The sequence below is a fragment of the Coriobacteriaceae bacterium genome (genome assembly GCA_025757745.1).
Classification (GTDB): domain Bacteria; phylum Actinomycetota; class Coriobacteriia; order Coriobacteriales; family Coriobacteriaceae; genus Collinsella.
The window spans coordinates 2,275,891-2,289,900 of sequence record CP107217.1 but is presented as its reverse complement, the minus strand read 5'-3'; the positions used below and the strand labels follow the sequence as shown (position 1 = coordinate 2,289,900).

Genomic DNA, 14,010 nt, shown 5'->3' with positions numbered 1-14,010 from the left:
ATGACCGAGGAGCTCAAGAATCAGGGCGTCGTTGATGGCGTCGTGGCAGCAGGGACGGCTGAGGAGACGGCGGTCGCGCCCGGTCTGGACGATGCCGCCAAGGCTGCAGCCGAACGCGAGGCTCGCCGCCAAGCGCTCTACGAGGAAAACGAACGCGCCGAGGACGAGCGCGCCCGTGCTGAGGCAGAGCGCATGCGCGATGTGGGCGACGAGGACGAGGACGAGAAACCCAGTGACACCTGGGCGACGGTGCGCCGTCTGTGGAGCGAGGCCGCCGGCGATCACTGGCGTTTCTACCTCGTGTTCGCGAGCATCGTGTTCTACGCCATCTTTAACACCGCGGCGCCGGCGTACAGCGCTCGCGTCATCGATGAGCTGTGGGGACACGTGAAGCTGGCGTTTGCCAACGACACCACCTTCAGTATCACCTGGGAGAACTGCGGCAGGACCATCTTCATCTACTTTATGATCTGGACGGCCGCCGCCTCGTTCTACGCGCTCCAGAGCTTTTTGATGTCGAGCGTGGCCGAACGCCTCAACCTGCGTCTGCGTAACCGCATCGCTCAAAAGCTCAACCGTCTGCCGCTCGCCTATTATGACGCGCATCGTCCCGGCGAGGTCGTCAGCCGCGCGACCAACGACTTGGACAAGATGTCCGAAAGCATGCAGCGCGGACTGCTGCAGTTGCTGGTGTCGATCGGCACCGTGGTGGGCGCCGTGGGCGTGATGTTCGTGTTTAGCGTGCCGCTCACGCTGGTCTTTTTGTTCTTTACGGCGTTGTCGCTGCTGGTGACCAAAGTGGTCTCGTCTCGCACACATGACGTGACCGGCGAGCGCCAGGAGTGGGTGTCCAAGATTACGAGTGCGGTCGAGGAAGGCTACTCGGGCCGTCTGGTGATTCGCGCGTTTAACCGCGAGCGTCAGAGCTCTGCCGAAGTGCATGAGGCCTCGAGGGAGCTGGCGCGCGTGAGTACCAAGGCCGACTTTATGATCAATGCCGTCGGTCCTGCGGTGCGCTTTATCGGCCGTTTGGCGCAGATCGTGATCGCGCTGGTGGGCTGCAGCATGCTGGTCGCCGGTCACATGACCGTCGGCGTGTTCCAGGCGTTCTTCCAGTTTATCTACGAGGCATCCGAACCCATGACGCAGCTGTCGTTTACTTTCAACTCGCTGCAGAGCGCGTTAGCGAGTGCGGAGCGCGTGTTCGACCTGCTCGATGAGCCCGAGATGGAGGCCGATCCGCTGTCGGACGAGGCCGCCAAGCTGCCGGGCCGCGTTGAGGGCCGCGTCGCTTTTGAGCACGTGCGCTTTGGTTATTCGTCCGACAAACCTCTTATGCGCGACGTGTCGTTTGCCGCCGAGCCGGGCCAGAAGATCGCCGTGGTGGGAACTACGGGTGCGGGTAAGACCACGCTCATCAACCTGCTTATGCGCTTTTACGAGATCGACGGCGGCCGCATTACGCTCGACGGCGTGGATACGAGCCGCATGGACCGCGGCGAGCTGCGCCAGCAGTTTGGCATGGTGCTGCAGGACGCCTGGCTGTTCGACGGCACGATTGCCGAAAACATCGCCTACGGCTGCCCCGAGGCAACGCGCGACGAGATCGTGGCGGCTGCGCGCGCCGCGCAGGTCGACTTCTTTGTGCGCACTATGCCGCAGGGCTACGACACGCGTGTGGCTAACGATGCCGAGAGCATCAGCCAAGGCCAACGTCAGTTGCTGACCATCGCGCGCGTGCTGCTCAACAATCCGGCGATTCTCATCCTGGACGAGGCGACCTCAAGCGTGGACACGCGCACCGAGCTCGCCATCGGCCGCGCCATGGACGCGCTCATGCGCGGGCGCACGAGCTTTGTGATCGCGCACCGTCTGTCGACGATCGTCGATGCCGACCTGATCTTGGTTATGGATCACGGCAACATTATCGAGCAAGGCACGCATAAGGAGCTGCTGGCTGCCGAGGGTGCCTATGCCGACCTCTACCTAAGCCAGTTCGCATAAGGTGACAAAGGGGCAGTCCCGCATGCCACATCGAAAAGAAGGCGCGCCGGGGGCGGATTCCCTGGCGCGCCTTTTGTGCTGGCGTTAATGCTGTGGCGGTTGCCCGCGGCCCTAGCGCTCGTCCACGAGCTTGGCGACGAGGGCCTTGAGCTCGGCCACCTCTCGCTCGAGTTCCTTGACGCGGCGGGCGTTCTCAGCGATGCCTTGACGGTTGAGCGCGGACTGCTCGGCGGCGGCGTCGGGCATGTACTCGCGATGCTGCTTGGCGTCGAAGCTCTCCTCGAACACGCGGCAGCCGTTACGCTTGATGATGCGTCCCGGCACGCCAACGACGGTGCAGTTGTCGGGCACGTCCTTAACGACAACCGAGTTGCCGCCGATCTTGACGTTGTTGCCGATGCGAATGTTGCCGAGCACCTTGGCGCCCGTGCCCACGGTGACGTTGTTGCCCAGGGTGGGGTGGCGCTTGCCGGTCTCGTTGCCGGTACCGCCGAGCGTGACGCCCTGGTAGAGCACGCAGTTGTCGCCCACGATGGTGGTTTCGCCGATGACGACGCCCATGGCGTGGTCGATAAAGAGATGCTTGCCGATCTGCGCGGCAGGGTGAATCTCGACGCCGGTGATGTGGCGGGTGATTTGCGAGAGCACACGGGCGAGTGAGCGATGACCGTGCTCCCACAGCCAGTGCTCGGGCACGTGGTTCCACTTGGCGTGCAGGCCAGGATAGGAAAGGAAGATGACTAGACCGTTTTGCGCGGCGGGGTCCTGCGCCTGGACGGTCTTGATGTCCTCGCGAATGGTATTGATAAAGCTCACCGGCCGCCCTCCCTTAGCGCCATGGCAATGCGATTCAATAAAGTATAGCGATTCGCTAGGGATTAGGAAGGGCGATCTTGCTTTGCTTTGGGCGACAGGTGTCAGTTATGCAAACTTGCTGGTAATGGAGTCATGCTTTTGTGGGGTTGCGCACGAGGGGGCGCCGCAACCGTATACTGGTCAACTTGGACGTGTCCGCGCCCACAACTGAGAGGTTTTACTTCATGGGTTTCATCAATTTTATCGCCGAGTTGCTTAAGGACCCACGCACCGCGATCGCCAGCTGGATCGCCGCCGGCCCGCTTATGGCCTACGGCTGCGTGTTCCTGATCATCTTTATCGAGACGGGCGTGGTGTTCTTCCCGTTTCTCCCGGGCGATTCACTGCTGTTCGCCTCGGGCTTCTTTGCCCATAACGGCGGCTTTAACATCGTGGCGCTTCTGGCCACCGCATGGGCCGCAGCCATCCTAGGCGATCAGTGCAACTTTATGATCGGTCACTTCTTTGGCAAAAAGATTATCGCCTCGGGCAAGGTAAAGGCCATGACGCCCGAGCGCATCAAAAAGTCCGAGGATTTCCTGGATAAGTGGGGCCATCTGGCCATCTTCCTCGGTCGCTTCTTCCCGTTCATCCGCACCTTTGTGCCTTTTATCGCCGGCATGGGCGGTATGCACTGGCGCAACTTTGTCATCTTTAACGTGCTGGGCGGCATTACCTGGTCGACGGTCTTTACGCTGCTGGGCTACTTCTTTGGTGGCATTCCGTTTGTGCAGGAGCACTTTGAGCTGCTGATCGTGGGCATTGTTGCCGTGTCGATTATTCCGACCGTGGTCGGTTTGGTTAAGGCTAAGCTCGGTAAAAAGAACGCCTAGTCCGAGCTTGTTTTCGGACGTTAATTCCAAGGCCCGTCATCGGATTCGATGGCGGGCCTTTTGTGTTGAAGGCAAATGAAAATACTTTACTTAGTTAAAGAAAAGCGTTTTATCAGACGCGTGCGGGGAGTACAATCTCGTGCATGCGAATCGACGTGCCATCGGCTTTGATGCCGTTCGCGTGTCCCGTCCGGCTCTACGCTCCGGGCGTGCGACGTTGCGACGCGGTCGGCCTCGGTCCTTGCGTGCGAGTTCGCGAGTATGCAACTGTGTATGTAAGGAGCGACATATGACTGTCGAGAAGAAGGATATCGATTGGGGTAGCCTCGGCTTTGGCTACATGAAGACCGATTACAGCTACGAGGCTCATTGGAAGGACGGCGAGTGGGACGAGGGCGGCCTGACCACCGACCACACCTTGCATGTCTCCGAGTGCGGCGGCATCTTCCATTATTGCCAGGAGGTCTTTGAGGGCCTGAAGGCCTACACCGCCGAGGACGGCAGCATCGTCTGCTTCCGTCCCGACATGAACGCCGAGCGCATGTATAACTCTGCCCAGCGCCTCGAGATGCCCCCGTTCCCCAAGGACAAGTTCGTTGAGGCCGTTAAGCAGGTCGTTTCTGCCAACGCCGCCTGGGTTCCGCCCTTCGGCTCCGGTGCGACCCTGTACGTGCGTCCGTTTATGATCGGCTCCGGTGACGTGATCGGCGTGGCTCCCGCTCCTGAGTACACGTTCCGCATTCTCGTGACCCCGGTCGGTCCGTACTTTAAGGGCGGCCTTAAGCCCGTTAAGCTGCGCGTTTCCGAGTATGACCGCGCGGCCCCGCATGGCACCGGCAATATCAAGGCCGGCCTCAACTACGCCATGTCCCTCAAGCCCACGATGGAGGCCCATCGCGAGGGTTATGCCGAGAACCTGTATCTCGACTCCGAGTCCCGCACCTATGTCGAGGAGACCGGTGGCGCGAACGTTCTGTTCGTGAAGGAGGACGGCACCCTCGTCGTTCCTCAGTCGCACACCGACTCCATCCTGCCCTCCATCACCCGTCGCTCGCTCGTTCAGGTTGCCGAGGATTTGGGCATGACCGTCGACCAGCGTCCCGTCGAGTGGGCCGAGGTCAAGGCCGGCACCTTTGTGGAGTGCGGCCTGTGCGGCACCGCTGCCGTCATCTCCCCGGTGGGCGAGATCGACAACAAGGTCTACGGTGCCGATGAGACCGTGACCTTCCCGGCTGGCTGCACCGAGATCGGCCCCGCGATGAAGAAGCTTCGCGAGACCCTGACCGGTATCCAGTCCGGTGCTGTCGAGGATAAGCACAACTGGGTTTACACCGTCGCATAAGCAGTCTTAGCTGTCCGGCCCGAGGGCAACCTTCCTTTCCGGTGCGTCCTCGGACATGAAAGAACCCCCGCTGCGCACTACGTGCGGCGGAGGTTCTTTCGTCCTGTGGAATGCGCCGGGAGATAGGCCGGTCCGCCTCGGTCGAGTGCTCTGCATTCCTTGCCAGGAGGTTACTGGGCTGTAGGGAAGATGGTGCGCGGCCTTTTGGCCGCGCGTTGTGCGTGGATAAGAAAAGGGCCCAAGGTTTGTGCCTTGGGCCCCAAAGGGCTGATGAACTGGCTTAAGACTCGGCCGTGATTGTTAGAACTTGACGGTCGGTGCCTGGCGGGTGGCTTCAGCTGCCTCGAAGCCCTGGCGCTCCTTAAACTGGAAGATGCCGGCAAAGATAACAGCCGGGAACGTCTGGATGGCGTTGTTGTAGCTGAGCACGCAATCGTTGTAGCTCTGGCGCGCGTAGCTCACCTTGTTCTCGGTGTCCTCGAGCGTGGACTGGAGCTGCGTAAAGTTGGTATTTGCCTTAAGGTCGGGGTAGGCCTCGGCGACGGCAAAGAGCTGGCGCAGCGCACCGGTCAGCACGTTGTCCGCTTCCATCTTGGCCTCGGGGGTGGTGGCGCTCACGGCGGCGTTGCGCGCGTTGACTACGGCGGCGAGCGTGTCCTGCTCGTGCTTGGCGTAGCCCTTGACGGTCTCGACCAGGTTAGGGATCAGGTCGTTGCGGCGCTGCAGCTGCGTGTCGATGTTCTGCCAGGCATTATCGATGCGATTGCGCTTGGTGACCATGTTGTTGTAGATGCCGGCGATGGCGCTGGCGATCACAACGACAACAACGATACCGATGATGACGGGAAGCATGATGTCTCCGTTTCGAATGGCAGCGGCGTTTTGCGCCGGCTGCCGTTGGTGTAACGCTACTAGTATACCCGCAACCTTTGGCGATACCGAACTTTCCGGTAAGCGTTATGTTTCCGCCAAGGAGGGGCCGCCAATATGGAACGGGTGGTACAGGTGTAAGATATGCGACAAATTAAGGAATGCTGTCTACACCTTGAGGATGGCGATATGGATGGACCTTCGCATCAAGAAAACCTATCGTGCCCTGTTCGATGCTTTTACCGAGCTCTTGGAAGAGCATCGGTTTGAGGATTTGACGGTTGCCATGCTTTGCGACCGGGCCCTGATTCGCCGCACGACGTTCTATAAGCATTTTCGCGATAAAAACGATTACTTTGCCTTCTATATCGATGAGCTTATGACGGGCTTGCCGCAAAACCGGACCGATGCAGCGGACGCGGAGCCGCTTGATGACGTACGGGCGCTTCGCCATGAGGTCTTTGACGATGCCATGAATATGATTCTGGCGCATGAGCAGCTCATGGATAACCTTTTGGCCAGCAGCATGTCGGGCATGCTGACCGGCATGATTTGCGACCGCATTGCGCGTTCCATCCGCGAGCGTGTGATGAGCTCGCTTGCCGAAGATGCCCTGGCGCCCGTTTCGCTCGAGACGACATCGGAGTTTATCGCCGGTGGCATTATTCGACTGTTCACAAATTGGTGGGAGTCGGGTCACGATCTTGAGCGTCGACCCGAGATAGCCGACGTGGTCGATGCGCTGTTTGAGCGCACCATGACGCCGGTGAATCACTAAGGTGGCGGAGAGAGGGGGATTCGAACCCCCGGAACGCTCTCGCGCTCAACGGTTTTCAAGACCGCCGCATTCAACCGCTCTGCCATCTCTCCGTGAGTCGTAATGATAGCATCGTTTTGAATTTGCAACAGGGAAGGCGAACGATGACGATCACCGAAATCGACGAGAAGTTCATGCGCGAGGCGCTGGCGGAGGCGCGCGCCGCCGCTGCGGTGGGCGAGGTACCGATTGGTGCCGTGGTAGTGCGCGCGGGCGAGATTGTCGCGAGGGCGCATAATCGCCGCGAGCTCGACCAGGATCCTTCGGCGCATGCCGAATTTTTGGCCCTGTGTGCCGCCGCTCAGACGCTTGGACGCTGGCGCCTTTCCGATTGCACGGTCTACGTGACGCTCGAGCCCTGCTGTATGTGCGCGGGGCTTATGGTTAACGCGCGCGTGGGGCGTTGCGCGTATGGCGCGACCGATGCCAAGGCGGGCGCGCTGGGTTCGCTGTACGACCTCAATGCCGATTCGCGCCTGAACCATCGGTTTAATGTGACCGCCGGCGTGCTGGCAGGCGAGTGCCGTGAAGTGCTGAGCAGCTATTTTGCTGGCCTGCGCGGTGTCGACGGCGTCGGTTGCGGTTTGAACCTTGAGGCGCATGCGTCTCACGCCGAGGCGCTCGCGGGTGTTGGAGATCTCACCGACGAGACGGTCGACTTTGGCCCCGTGCAGCGGCGGCCCCGCCGTGTGCTGCTGGCGATCGACTCCTTCAAGGGCAGCGTGTCGAGTGCGCAGGCGGAGGAGGCCGTTGCCGAAGGCGTGCGCCGTGTGTGGCCCGATGCCGAGCTGGGCGCTTTGCCGCTGGCAGATGGTGGCGAGGGAACGCTCGACGCCATCGCCGCACGCGGTGGCGAGCTTTCAACCTGCGAGGTTGCAGGTCCCTTGGGCGACCGCGTGTCTGCCCGGATGCTGGTGGACGGCGAGCACGAGTCCGCGGTCATCGAGATGGCCGAGGCGGCGGGTATTGGGTATTCACCTTGCACGGAGTCGGCGGCGTTGGCGGCCACAACCTATGGCGTGGGCGAACTGATGCTTCGTGCGCTTCGCGCGGGTGCAAAGACTATCTATATTGGTCTGGGCGGCAGTGCCACCAACGACGGTGGCGCCGGCATGCTGCAGGCGCTGGGCGCCCACCTTGTCGATGAGTGTGGCTGCAATATCGCCCCCGGTCTCGCGGGCCTTGAACACGTGACGAGTATCGATTTGGCACCGGCGCTTCGGGCGCTGAATGGCGCGCGTATCATCGTGCTTTCCGATGTCGAGAATCCGCTCGTGGGGCGTCGAGGCGCACTGGCGGTGTTTGGCGGGCAGAAGGGTCTGCCGACGGGTGATGCCGAGGTGCTGAGCAGGTACGACAGCTGGATGGTCGGCTACGGCCGCCTGCTCGATGCAGCGATTACCGGGGCGCGGGCTCAGGGGTTGTTGCGCGTGCCCGAGGGTGCACGGACATTTGGCTCGGTGCTCGGCGTGCCCGGTGCCGGTGCTGCTGGCGGCCTGGGTGCCGCGCTGCTGGCGCTCGGGGCGGAGTTGCGTTCGGGCGTTGAGACGGTGCTCGATCTCGTGGGGTTTGATGAGCGCGTGCGTGATGTCGACCTGGTCATTACAGGCGAGGGCAATATGGACGAGCAATCCGCCGCCGGTAAGGCACCGGTGGGCGTGGCGCGTCGCGCCAAGCGATATGGCAAGTCGGTAGCCGCTGTCGTGGGCGGTCGTGCTGACAACCTGGATGCGGTGTATGGGCAGGGCATCGACCTGGTTTTGCCAGTCTGTCGCAGACCCATGGGCCTTGAGCTGGCGCTCGATTCCCAGGAAGCCATAACCAACCTCATCTGCGCCGGTGAATCCGCCGCCCGATCCTACGACCTCGGCCGACTCTAGTAAAATGATCGTTCGGTTTAGCTTGGATAGCCAAAAAGTAGTCAAAAAAGCCCTGTCCCAAACTAGCTATCTTGCCGTGGCGAGCGAGAGCGGGTAAGATATACCGAGCGCCTAGCGCGTTCGATGGGTTCGGATGACGACATGTTCCGAATCTGGTCAGGTCCGGAAGGAAGCAGCCATAAGGAGCCTCTGTCGGGCATCCGAATCCATCGAGTGCGCAGGCGCTTTTTGGTGCCGCGGCTACCCGCGAGTGCCGGCAGGGCGCTTGGTGTCTCGCTGGTCCTCGGCTTCGCCTGCGGGATCGCGCGACTACCAAGCGCCCTGCCGGCACTCGCGGGTAGCCGACCAAAACCGCCTGAAGGGTCACATTTATCTGATAATTGAATCCCTGGCGTTATGCCGCTCGCTGGCGTTGCCAAAACATCGGCTGCTACATGCCTTGGGCGCTAGCGAACGTCGCCCTTACATCTGTAACGAGTTGCTTACGCATCTCCAGGGCTCTCCGTACTATCATGAATCAGATTGAAGAGAGATGATGATAGGGAGCGCCTATACATGATTGAGCTGCTCAGGCGTTTTGGTGGCAAGTTTCGCCGCTATATGGTGATTGGCCCTGCGTGCAAGCTGATCGAAGTGATCTTTGACCTGCTTACGCCGCTCGTGATTGCCCAGATGATCGATAAGGGTATTGGCGTACACGATGTCAACGCCGTCGTCCACTACGGTATGCTGCTTGGCGCCATGGCTGTGATCGGCATTTCGTTTACGCTCGTCTGCCAAAAGATGGCGGCGCTCACCTCGCAGGGCATGGGCACCGACATTCGCGGCGCGCTCTACGAGCACATCAATAAGCTGAGCTATGCCGAGCTCGACCGCTTTGGCACGCCCTCGCTTATCACCCGCATCACCAACGACGTCAACCAGGTGCAGCTTGCCGTGGCGCTGGGCGTGCGCATGCTCATCCGCTGGCCCTTCTTGGCGGTGGGCTCTATGTGCGCGGCCCTTGCCATCGACCTTAAGCTCGGCATGATCTTTTTGATTTGCACGCCCGCCATTGGCTTGGTGTTTTGGTTTGTCATGGCGCGCTGTATCCCGTACTACAAGCAGCTGCAGGCAAAGCTCGACCGCATTGCGCTCATTTGCCGCGAGGGGCTTTCGGGCGCCCGCGTGGTCCGCGCGTTTGTGCGCGAAGATCACGAGCGCGAGCGCTTTGCCCAGGCCGCCGACGACCAGGCCAATACTGCCATCGCGGTGGGCAAGCTCTCGTCGATTCTCAACCCCGTCACGTTTTTGGTGATGAACCTAGGCGTGTGCGCCATCCTGTGGGTGGGCGGCATCCAGGTCAACGTGGGCGAGCTCACGCAGGGCCAGGTCATGGCGTTTGTGAACTACATGACGCAGACCCTTACCTCCATCGTGTACGTTGCCAACCTGGTCGTGGTCTTTACCAAGGCGAGCGCCAGCGCGTCGCGTATCAACGAGGTGCTCAATTGTGAACCGAGCATCACGGACGGGGGCAACGAGCTGGTCGCGCTGCCCGAGCCGGGCGAACTGGCGGGTGGTGCTGCTCCAGTCTCCGCGGTGAGCTTTGGCCATGCGAGTTTTTCGTTTGGCGCGGGCGCGGCAAATGCCGTCAACGATGTGACCCTGGAGCTCCCGCTGGGCAAGACGCTCGGCATTATTGGCGGTACGGGCAGTGGTAAGTCCACACTCGTCTCGCTTATCCCGCGCCTGTACGACGCGAGCACCGGCAGCGTGTGCGTGATGGGCGCCGACGTGCGCGCTTGGCCACTCGACCAACTGCGCCATGCGGTCGCGACCGTTCCGCAGCGTGCGTCGCTGGTGAGCGGCACTATTCGCAGCAACCTGAACTGGCGCGATGAAGCCGCGACCGACGACGAGCTCTGGGCGGCGCTCGATATGGCGCAGGCAAGCGAGTTCGTACACAACAAGCCCCAGGGCTTAGATGCCCCGGTCGAGGCGGGCGGAAAGAACTTTAGCGGTGGCCAGCGCCAGCGGTTGACTATCGCGCGTGCCTTGGTGGGTTCGCCGCAGGTTCTGATTATGGACGATTCTGCCTCGGCGCTCGACTTTAAGACCGACGCGGCGCTTCGCCATGCCATTCGCGAACGAAGCGTGCGCGGTGCCGCCGAGGGCGGGCTGCCGCTGACCACGGTCATCGTGAGCCAACGCGTCTCGACCGTTCGCGATGCCGACATAATCTGCGTACTCGACCACGGATCGGTCGCGGGCCTGGGCACACACGATGGGCTGTACGCGACTTGTCAGCTCTATCGCGAGATCTGCCAGTCGCAGCTGCGCCGCGAGGAGCTCGAGGGCCGGCAGGGGAGTACGACGCCCGCGTCCGCCTCAATCGCCTCCGCATCCGCCCGCGCAAAGGAGGGCTGCTAAATGAATCCGTACACTTCTTCCGGTTCGGTCGCCACGATGACGGCCAATGTGTCCGGCAACGATAAGCTCAACGACCTGGGTGACGGCCCACGCCAGCCCGGCGACCCTGAGCGCTATCCCGTGGGCGCGGTGACCCGCCGCCTGATGGGTTATGTTCGCCCGCACCGCGTCTCGTTTGCGGCGTCGTTTGCGAGTGCCGCCATCTCCGTTATCTTGCAGCTCTACACACCTATTCTCATTGGCGAGGGCATCGACCTGATTGTTGCCGCGAGCCAGGTGGATTTCGATGCACTGCTGCCGCTCGTCACCAAACTCGCGTTCGTTGTGGTGGGAGCCGCGGCCTTCCAGTGGTTGCAGGGCTATTGCGTCAACCGCCTGTCCTACGAGACGGTGCGCGACATGCGGGTGGAGGCGAGCGACAAGCTCAGCCGCATGCCGCTCAGCTTTATCGACAGCCACGCCCACGGCGACCTTATGAGCCGCGTGGTCAACGACGTCGATCAGGTGGGCGACGGTCTGCTGCAGGGCTTCACGCAGCTCTTCACCGGCGTTATCACCATCGTGGGCACGCTTGCGTTTATGCTCTCCATTAACCTGACCATGACGCTCGTGGTGGTGCTCGTCACGCCGCTTTCCATCTTTGCCGCCGGCGCCATTGCCAAGCTCTCCAACAAGAGCTTCACGGCACAGCAGCGCATTCAGGGCCAGCTCGGTGGCCATATCGAGGAGTATGTGGGTGAGCAAAAGCTCGTGGACGCCTTCGCCTACGGCGCGCACGCTCAGCAGCGCTTCGATGCCCTCAATGCTGAGCTCTACACCGCGGGTGAGCGCGCGCAGTTTATGGGTTCGCTCTCCAACCCCGGCACGCGCTTTATCAATAACATCATCTATGCCGTGGTCGCTGTGATCGGCTGCGTGGGCGTGATCACGGGCGTGCCGGCGGCGCTTACGGTGGGCGGCGTGCAGATTTTCCTGTCCTATGCCAACCAGTACACCAAGCCGTTCAACGAGGTCACCAATGTCATTACGCAGATCCAGACGGCGTATGCCTCGGCGCGTCGCATGTTTGCGCTGCTCGACGCTCGCGAGCAGGAGCCCGATGCGGCGGATGCCGTGGAGCTTGTCGCCCCGCAGGGCGAGGTCACCTTTGAGCATGTGGACTTTAGCTACGTTCACGACCGCAAGCTGCTGCAGGATATCTGCATCGAGGCCAAGCCCGGCATGCGCTTTGCCCTGGTCGGTCCCACGGGCTGCGGCAAGACGACGCTCATCAACCTGCTGCTGCGCTTCTACGATATCGACGCCGGGCGTATCCTGGTGGACGGTCGCTCGTCGCGCGACTACACGCGCTCGAGTCTGCGCCGTGCCTTTGGCATGGTGCTGCAGGACACTTGGCTGTTCGAGGGCACGGTGGCGGACAACATCGCGTACGGTTGCCCGGATGCCACGCGCGAGCAGGTTATCGAGGCAGCCAAGCGCGCGCACGCGCATAAGTTTATCGTGCAGCTGCCAGGCGGCTACGATACGGTGATCGGCGAGGACGGCGGAACGTTTAGCCAGGGCCAAAAGCAGCTGCTGTGCATCGCGCGCGTCATGCTCACCGACCCGGCTATCTTGCTGCTGGACGAGGCGACCTCGAGCATCGATACCCGCACCGAGCTACAGGTGCAGGCGGCATTCGATGAGCTCATGGCAGGTCGCACAAGCTTTGTCGTGGCGCACCGCCTGAGCACTATCCGCAACGCCGACTGCATTCTGGTGATGCGCGACGGCGAGATTGTCGAGCGCGGCATGCACGATGAGCTGATAGCGGCAGGCGGCTTCTACGCCGAACTCTACCGCAGCCAGTTTGCCCAGTGAGCACGGCCGTGGGGCAAATGAATCAATCGACAGACGGTGGTTTACATCTGTCACGTAAGTACTAAGATATTCATCTAATAAATTGCATTAGTGGCTTTAGTTTTGGGGGAAACGAGGCAACGTGACTATGACGTGCTCTTTGGTGGTTAACAGCAAGAGCGGTAATACCAGGATGGTATCGGGCGCGATCAAGCGCGCTCTGCAGGCTGCGGGTGTTGAGTTTGTCCATGCCGCGGCGTTGAGCGACGATGCGGATGCAGATCAGGTTGCGCTCGAGGCGCAGGGCGCCTGCGCGGCCGACACGGTGCTCGTCGGTTTTTGGTGCGACAAGGGCGCGTGCACGCCTTCGGTCGCGGCGTTGCTTTCCGCCTTGCACGGCAAGCGCGTCTTCCTGTTTGGCACCTGCGGCTTTGGCGCCGACCAGAGCTATTACCAGCAGATTATTGATCGCGTAACTTCCAATTTGGCTGGGGATGCCGAGCTTGCGGGCTGGGCGATGTGCCAGGGCAAGATGGGCCCTGCCGTAAAGCAGCGCTACGAGACCATGCTCGAGCAAGATCCCGAAAACGCCCGATTTAAGATGCTGCTCGACAACTGGGTTGCCGCGAAGGACCATCCCACCAAGGAAGACCTGGACAACATGGCTGCAGCCGCCAAGAAGGCCGTGCTGGGAGAGTAGCTTCGCCGTTCGCGGTCCTTCGTGCAAAACAATACAAATGTGAAAGCCTCGAAGTTCTCGAGGCTTTTTTTCATGACACGAGGGCGCCCCTTTATTGATGGAAGGCCTAGTAAGCTGATTGTTCTATGCCCGGATGTGTGCGGAGTGGGATGGGATTTCCGGATGGGTGGGGTTGCGGAAGCTGCGTCCCGCCTTTGGAATGGGATGCGGTTTCCCGTTGGGGGCTCTGTGGCAACCGCATCCCATTTCGCAAGCGAATGCTGGGACACGGTTTTCAGAGGGTTATGGGCTGCGAACTACATGGGGCTGTCATAAAACTCCGGCAAAGGAGGGGTCGGAAATAAATGACACTTCCAGTAGTTTGTTTTAATGTGGGGGGGTACCATTATTTTAGTTTCGCAAAAAAATCGAACCTTCTATGGGGAAGTTGCGTAGGGGGTTAGTTATAAGTATTGGAT

The 14,010-nt window shown here is 61.0% G+C and carries 10 protein-coding genes, 1 tRNA gene and 1 other RNA gene; 9 read left to right on the top strand and 3 right to left on the bottom strand.

Annotated elements, in window-relative coordinates; translation table 11 throughout:
* The gene (locus OGM60_09985) at window positions 1-2,004 is read left to right on the top strand and encodes an ABC transporter ATP-binding protein/permease (protein UYI99196.1); all 2,004 of its coding nucleotides are present in this window, start codon (window positions 1-3) and stop codon (window positions 2,002-2,004) included.
* Window positions 2,005-2,115: 111 nt separating this feature from the next.
* Here OGM60_09985 and cysE read toward each other — a convergent pair whose 3' ends face one another.
* Complete coding sequence (cysE, locus tag OGM60_09980) at window positions 2,116-2,820, bottom strand: serine O-acetyltransferase (GenBank protein UYI99195.1); 705 nt, start codon at window positions 2,818-2,820, stop codon at window positions 2,116-2,118.
* Window positions 2,821-3,044: 224 nt separating this feature from the next.
* Between cysE and OGM60_09975 the strand changes: the two genes are divergently transcribed.
* Both OGM60_09975 and OGM60_09970 read left to right on the top strand, forming a co-directional pair.
* Complete coding sequence (locus OGM60_09975) at window positions 3,045-3,692, top strand: VTT domain-containing protein (protein UYI99194.1); 648 nt, start codon at window positions 3,045-3,047, stop codon at window positions 3,690-3,692.
* A gap of 289 nt (window positions 3,693-3,981) precedes the next feature.
* Window positions 3,982-5,034 carry a branched-chain amino acid aminotransferase gene (locus tag OGM60_09970; GenBank protein UYI99193.1) on the top strand — a complete coding sequence of 351 codons (1,053 nt, stop codon included), beginning with the start codon at window positions 3,982-3,984 and terminating at the stop codon, window positions 5,032-5,034.
* A 300-nt stretch (window positions 5,035-5,334) separates the two neighbouring features.
* On the opposite strand, the gene OGM60_09965 is transcribed toward OGM60_09970, so the two are convergent.
* A complete protein-coding gene (locus tag OGM60_09965) occupies window positions 5,335-5,886 on the bottom strand; it encodes a LemA family protein (GenBank protein UYI99192.1) in 552 nt (183 codons plus the stop codon).
* Window positions 5,887-6,097: 211 nt separating this feature from the next.
* Between OGM60_09965 and OGM60_09960 the strand changes: the two genes are divergently transcribed.
* On the top strand, window positions 6,098-6,682 hold the full coding sequence (locus OGM60_09960) for a TetR/AcrR family transcriptional regulator (protein UYI99191.1): 585 nt from the start codon (window positions 6,098-6,100) through the stop codon (window positions 6,680-6,682).
* A 2-nt stretch (window positions 6,683-6,684) separates the two neighbouring features.
* Here the strand turns inward: OGM60_09960 and OGM60_09955 are convergent.
* A tRNA-Ser gene (locus tag OGM60_09955) sits at window positions 6,685-6,774 on the bottom strand.
* Window positions 6,775-6,825: 51 nt separating this feature from the next.
* Between OGM60_09955 and tadA the strand changes: the two genes are divergently transcribed.
* From tadA to OGM60_09930, 5 genes are all read left to right on the top strand, one after another.
* Entirely contained in the window at window positions 6,826-8,601 is a 1,776-nt protein-coding gene (gene tadA, locus OGM60_09950; GenBank protein ID UYI99190.1) for a tRNA adenosine(34) deaminase TadA, read from the top strand.
* Window positions 8,602-8,721: 120 nt separating this feature from the next.
* Window positions 8,722-8,817: signal recognition particle sRNA small type (gene ffs / locus OGM60_09945), an RNA gene on the top strand.
* A gap of 339 nt (window positions 8,818-9,156) precedes the next feature.
* Entirely contained in the window at window positions 9,157-11,013 is a 1,857-nt protein-coding gene (locus OGM60_09940; GenBank protein ID UYI99189.1) for an ABC transporter ATP-binding protein/permease, read from the top strand.
* Window positions 11,014-12,873: an ABC transporter ATP-binding protein/permease gene (locus OGM60_09935; GenBank protein ID UYI99188.1), complete on the top strand. Its 1,860-nt coding sequence runs from the start codon at window positions 11,014-11,016 to the stop codon at window positions 12,871-12,873.
* A 127-nt stretch (window positions 12,874-13,000) separates the two neighbouring features.
* Complete coding sequence (locus tag OGM60_09930; protein UYI99187.1) at window positions 13,001-13,552, top strand: flavodoxin family protein; 552 nt, start codon at window positions 13,001-13,003, stop codon at window positions 13,550-13,552.
* Window positions 13,553-14,010: the final 458 nt, after the last annotated feature.

Bases quoted from the DNA above. Each gene is read 5' to 3' on its own strand.
- OGM60_09940 (UYI99189.1), top strand. From the start codon at position 9,157: ATGATTGAGCTGCTCAGGCGTTTTGGTGGCAAGTTTCGCCGCTATATG.
- OGM60_09965 (UYI99192.1), bottom strand. From the start codon at position 5,886: ATGCTTCCCGTCATCATCGGTATCGTTGTTGTCGTTGTGATCGCCAGC.
- OGM60_09960 (UYI99191.1), top strand. From the start codon at position 6,098: ATGGACCTTCGCATCAAGAAAACCTATCGTGCCCTGTTCGATGCTTTT.
- OGM60_09935 (UYI99188.1), top strand. From the start codon at position 11,014: ATGAATCCGTACACTTCTTCCGGTTCGGTCGCCACGATGACGGCCAAT.
- OGM60_09975 (UYI99194.1), top strand. From the start codon at position 3,045: ATGGGTTTCATCAATTTTATCGCCGAGTTGCTTAAGGACCCACGCACC.
- OGM60_09930 (UYI99187.1), top strand. From the start codon at position 13,001: ATGACGTGCTCTTTGGTGGTTAACAGCAAGAGCGGTAATACCAGGATG.
- OGM60_09985 (UYI99196.1), top strand. From the start codon at position 1: ATGACCGAGGAGCTCAAGAATCAGGGCGTCGTTGATGGCGTCGTGGCA.
- tadA (UYI99190.1), top strand. From the start codon at position 6,826: ATGACGATCACCGAAATCGACGAGAAGTTCATGCGCGAGGCGCTGGCG.
- OGM60_09970 (UYI99193.1), top strand. From the start codon at position 3,982: ATGACTGTCGAGAAGAAGGATATCGATTGGGGTAGCCTCGGCTTTGGC.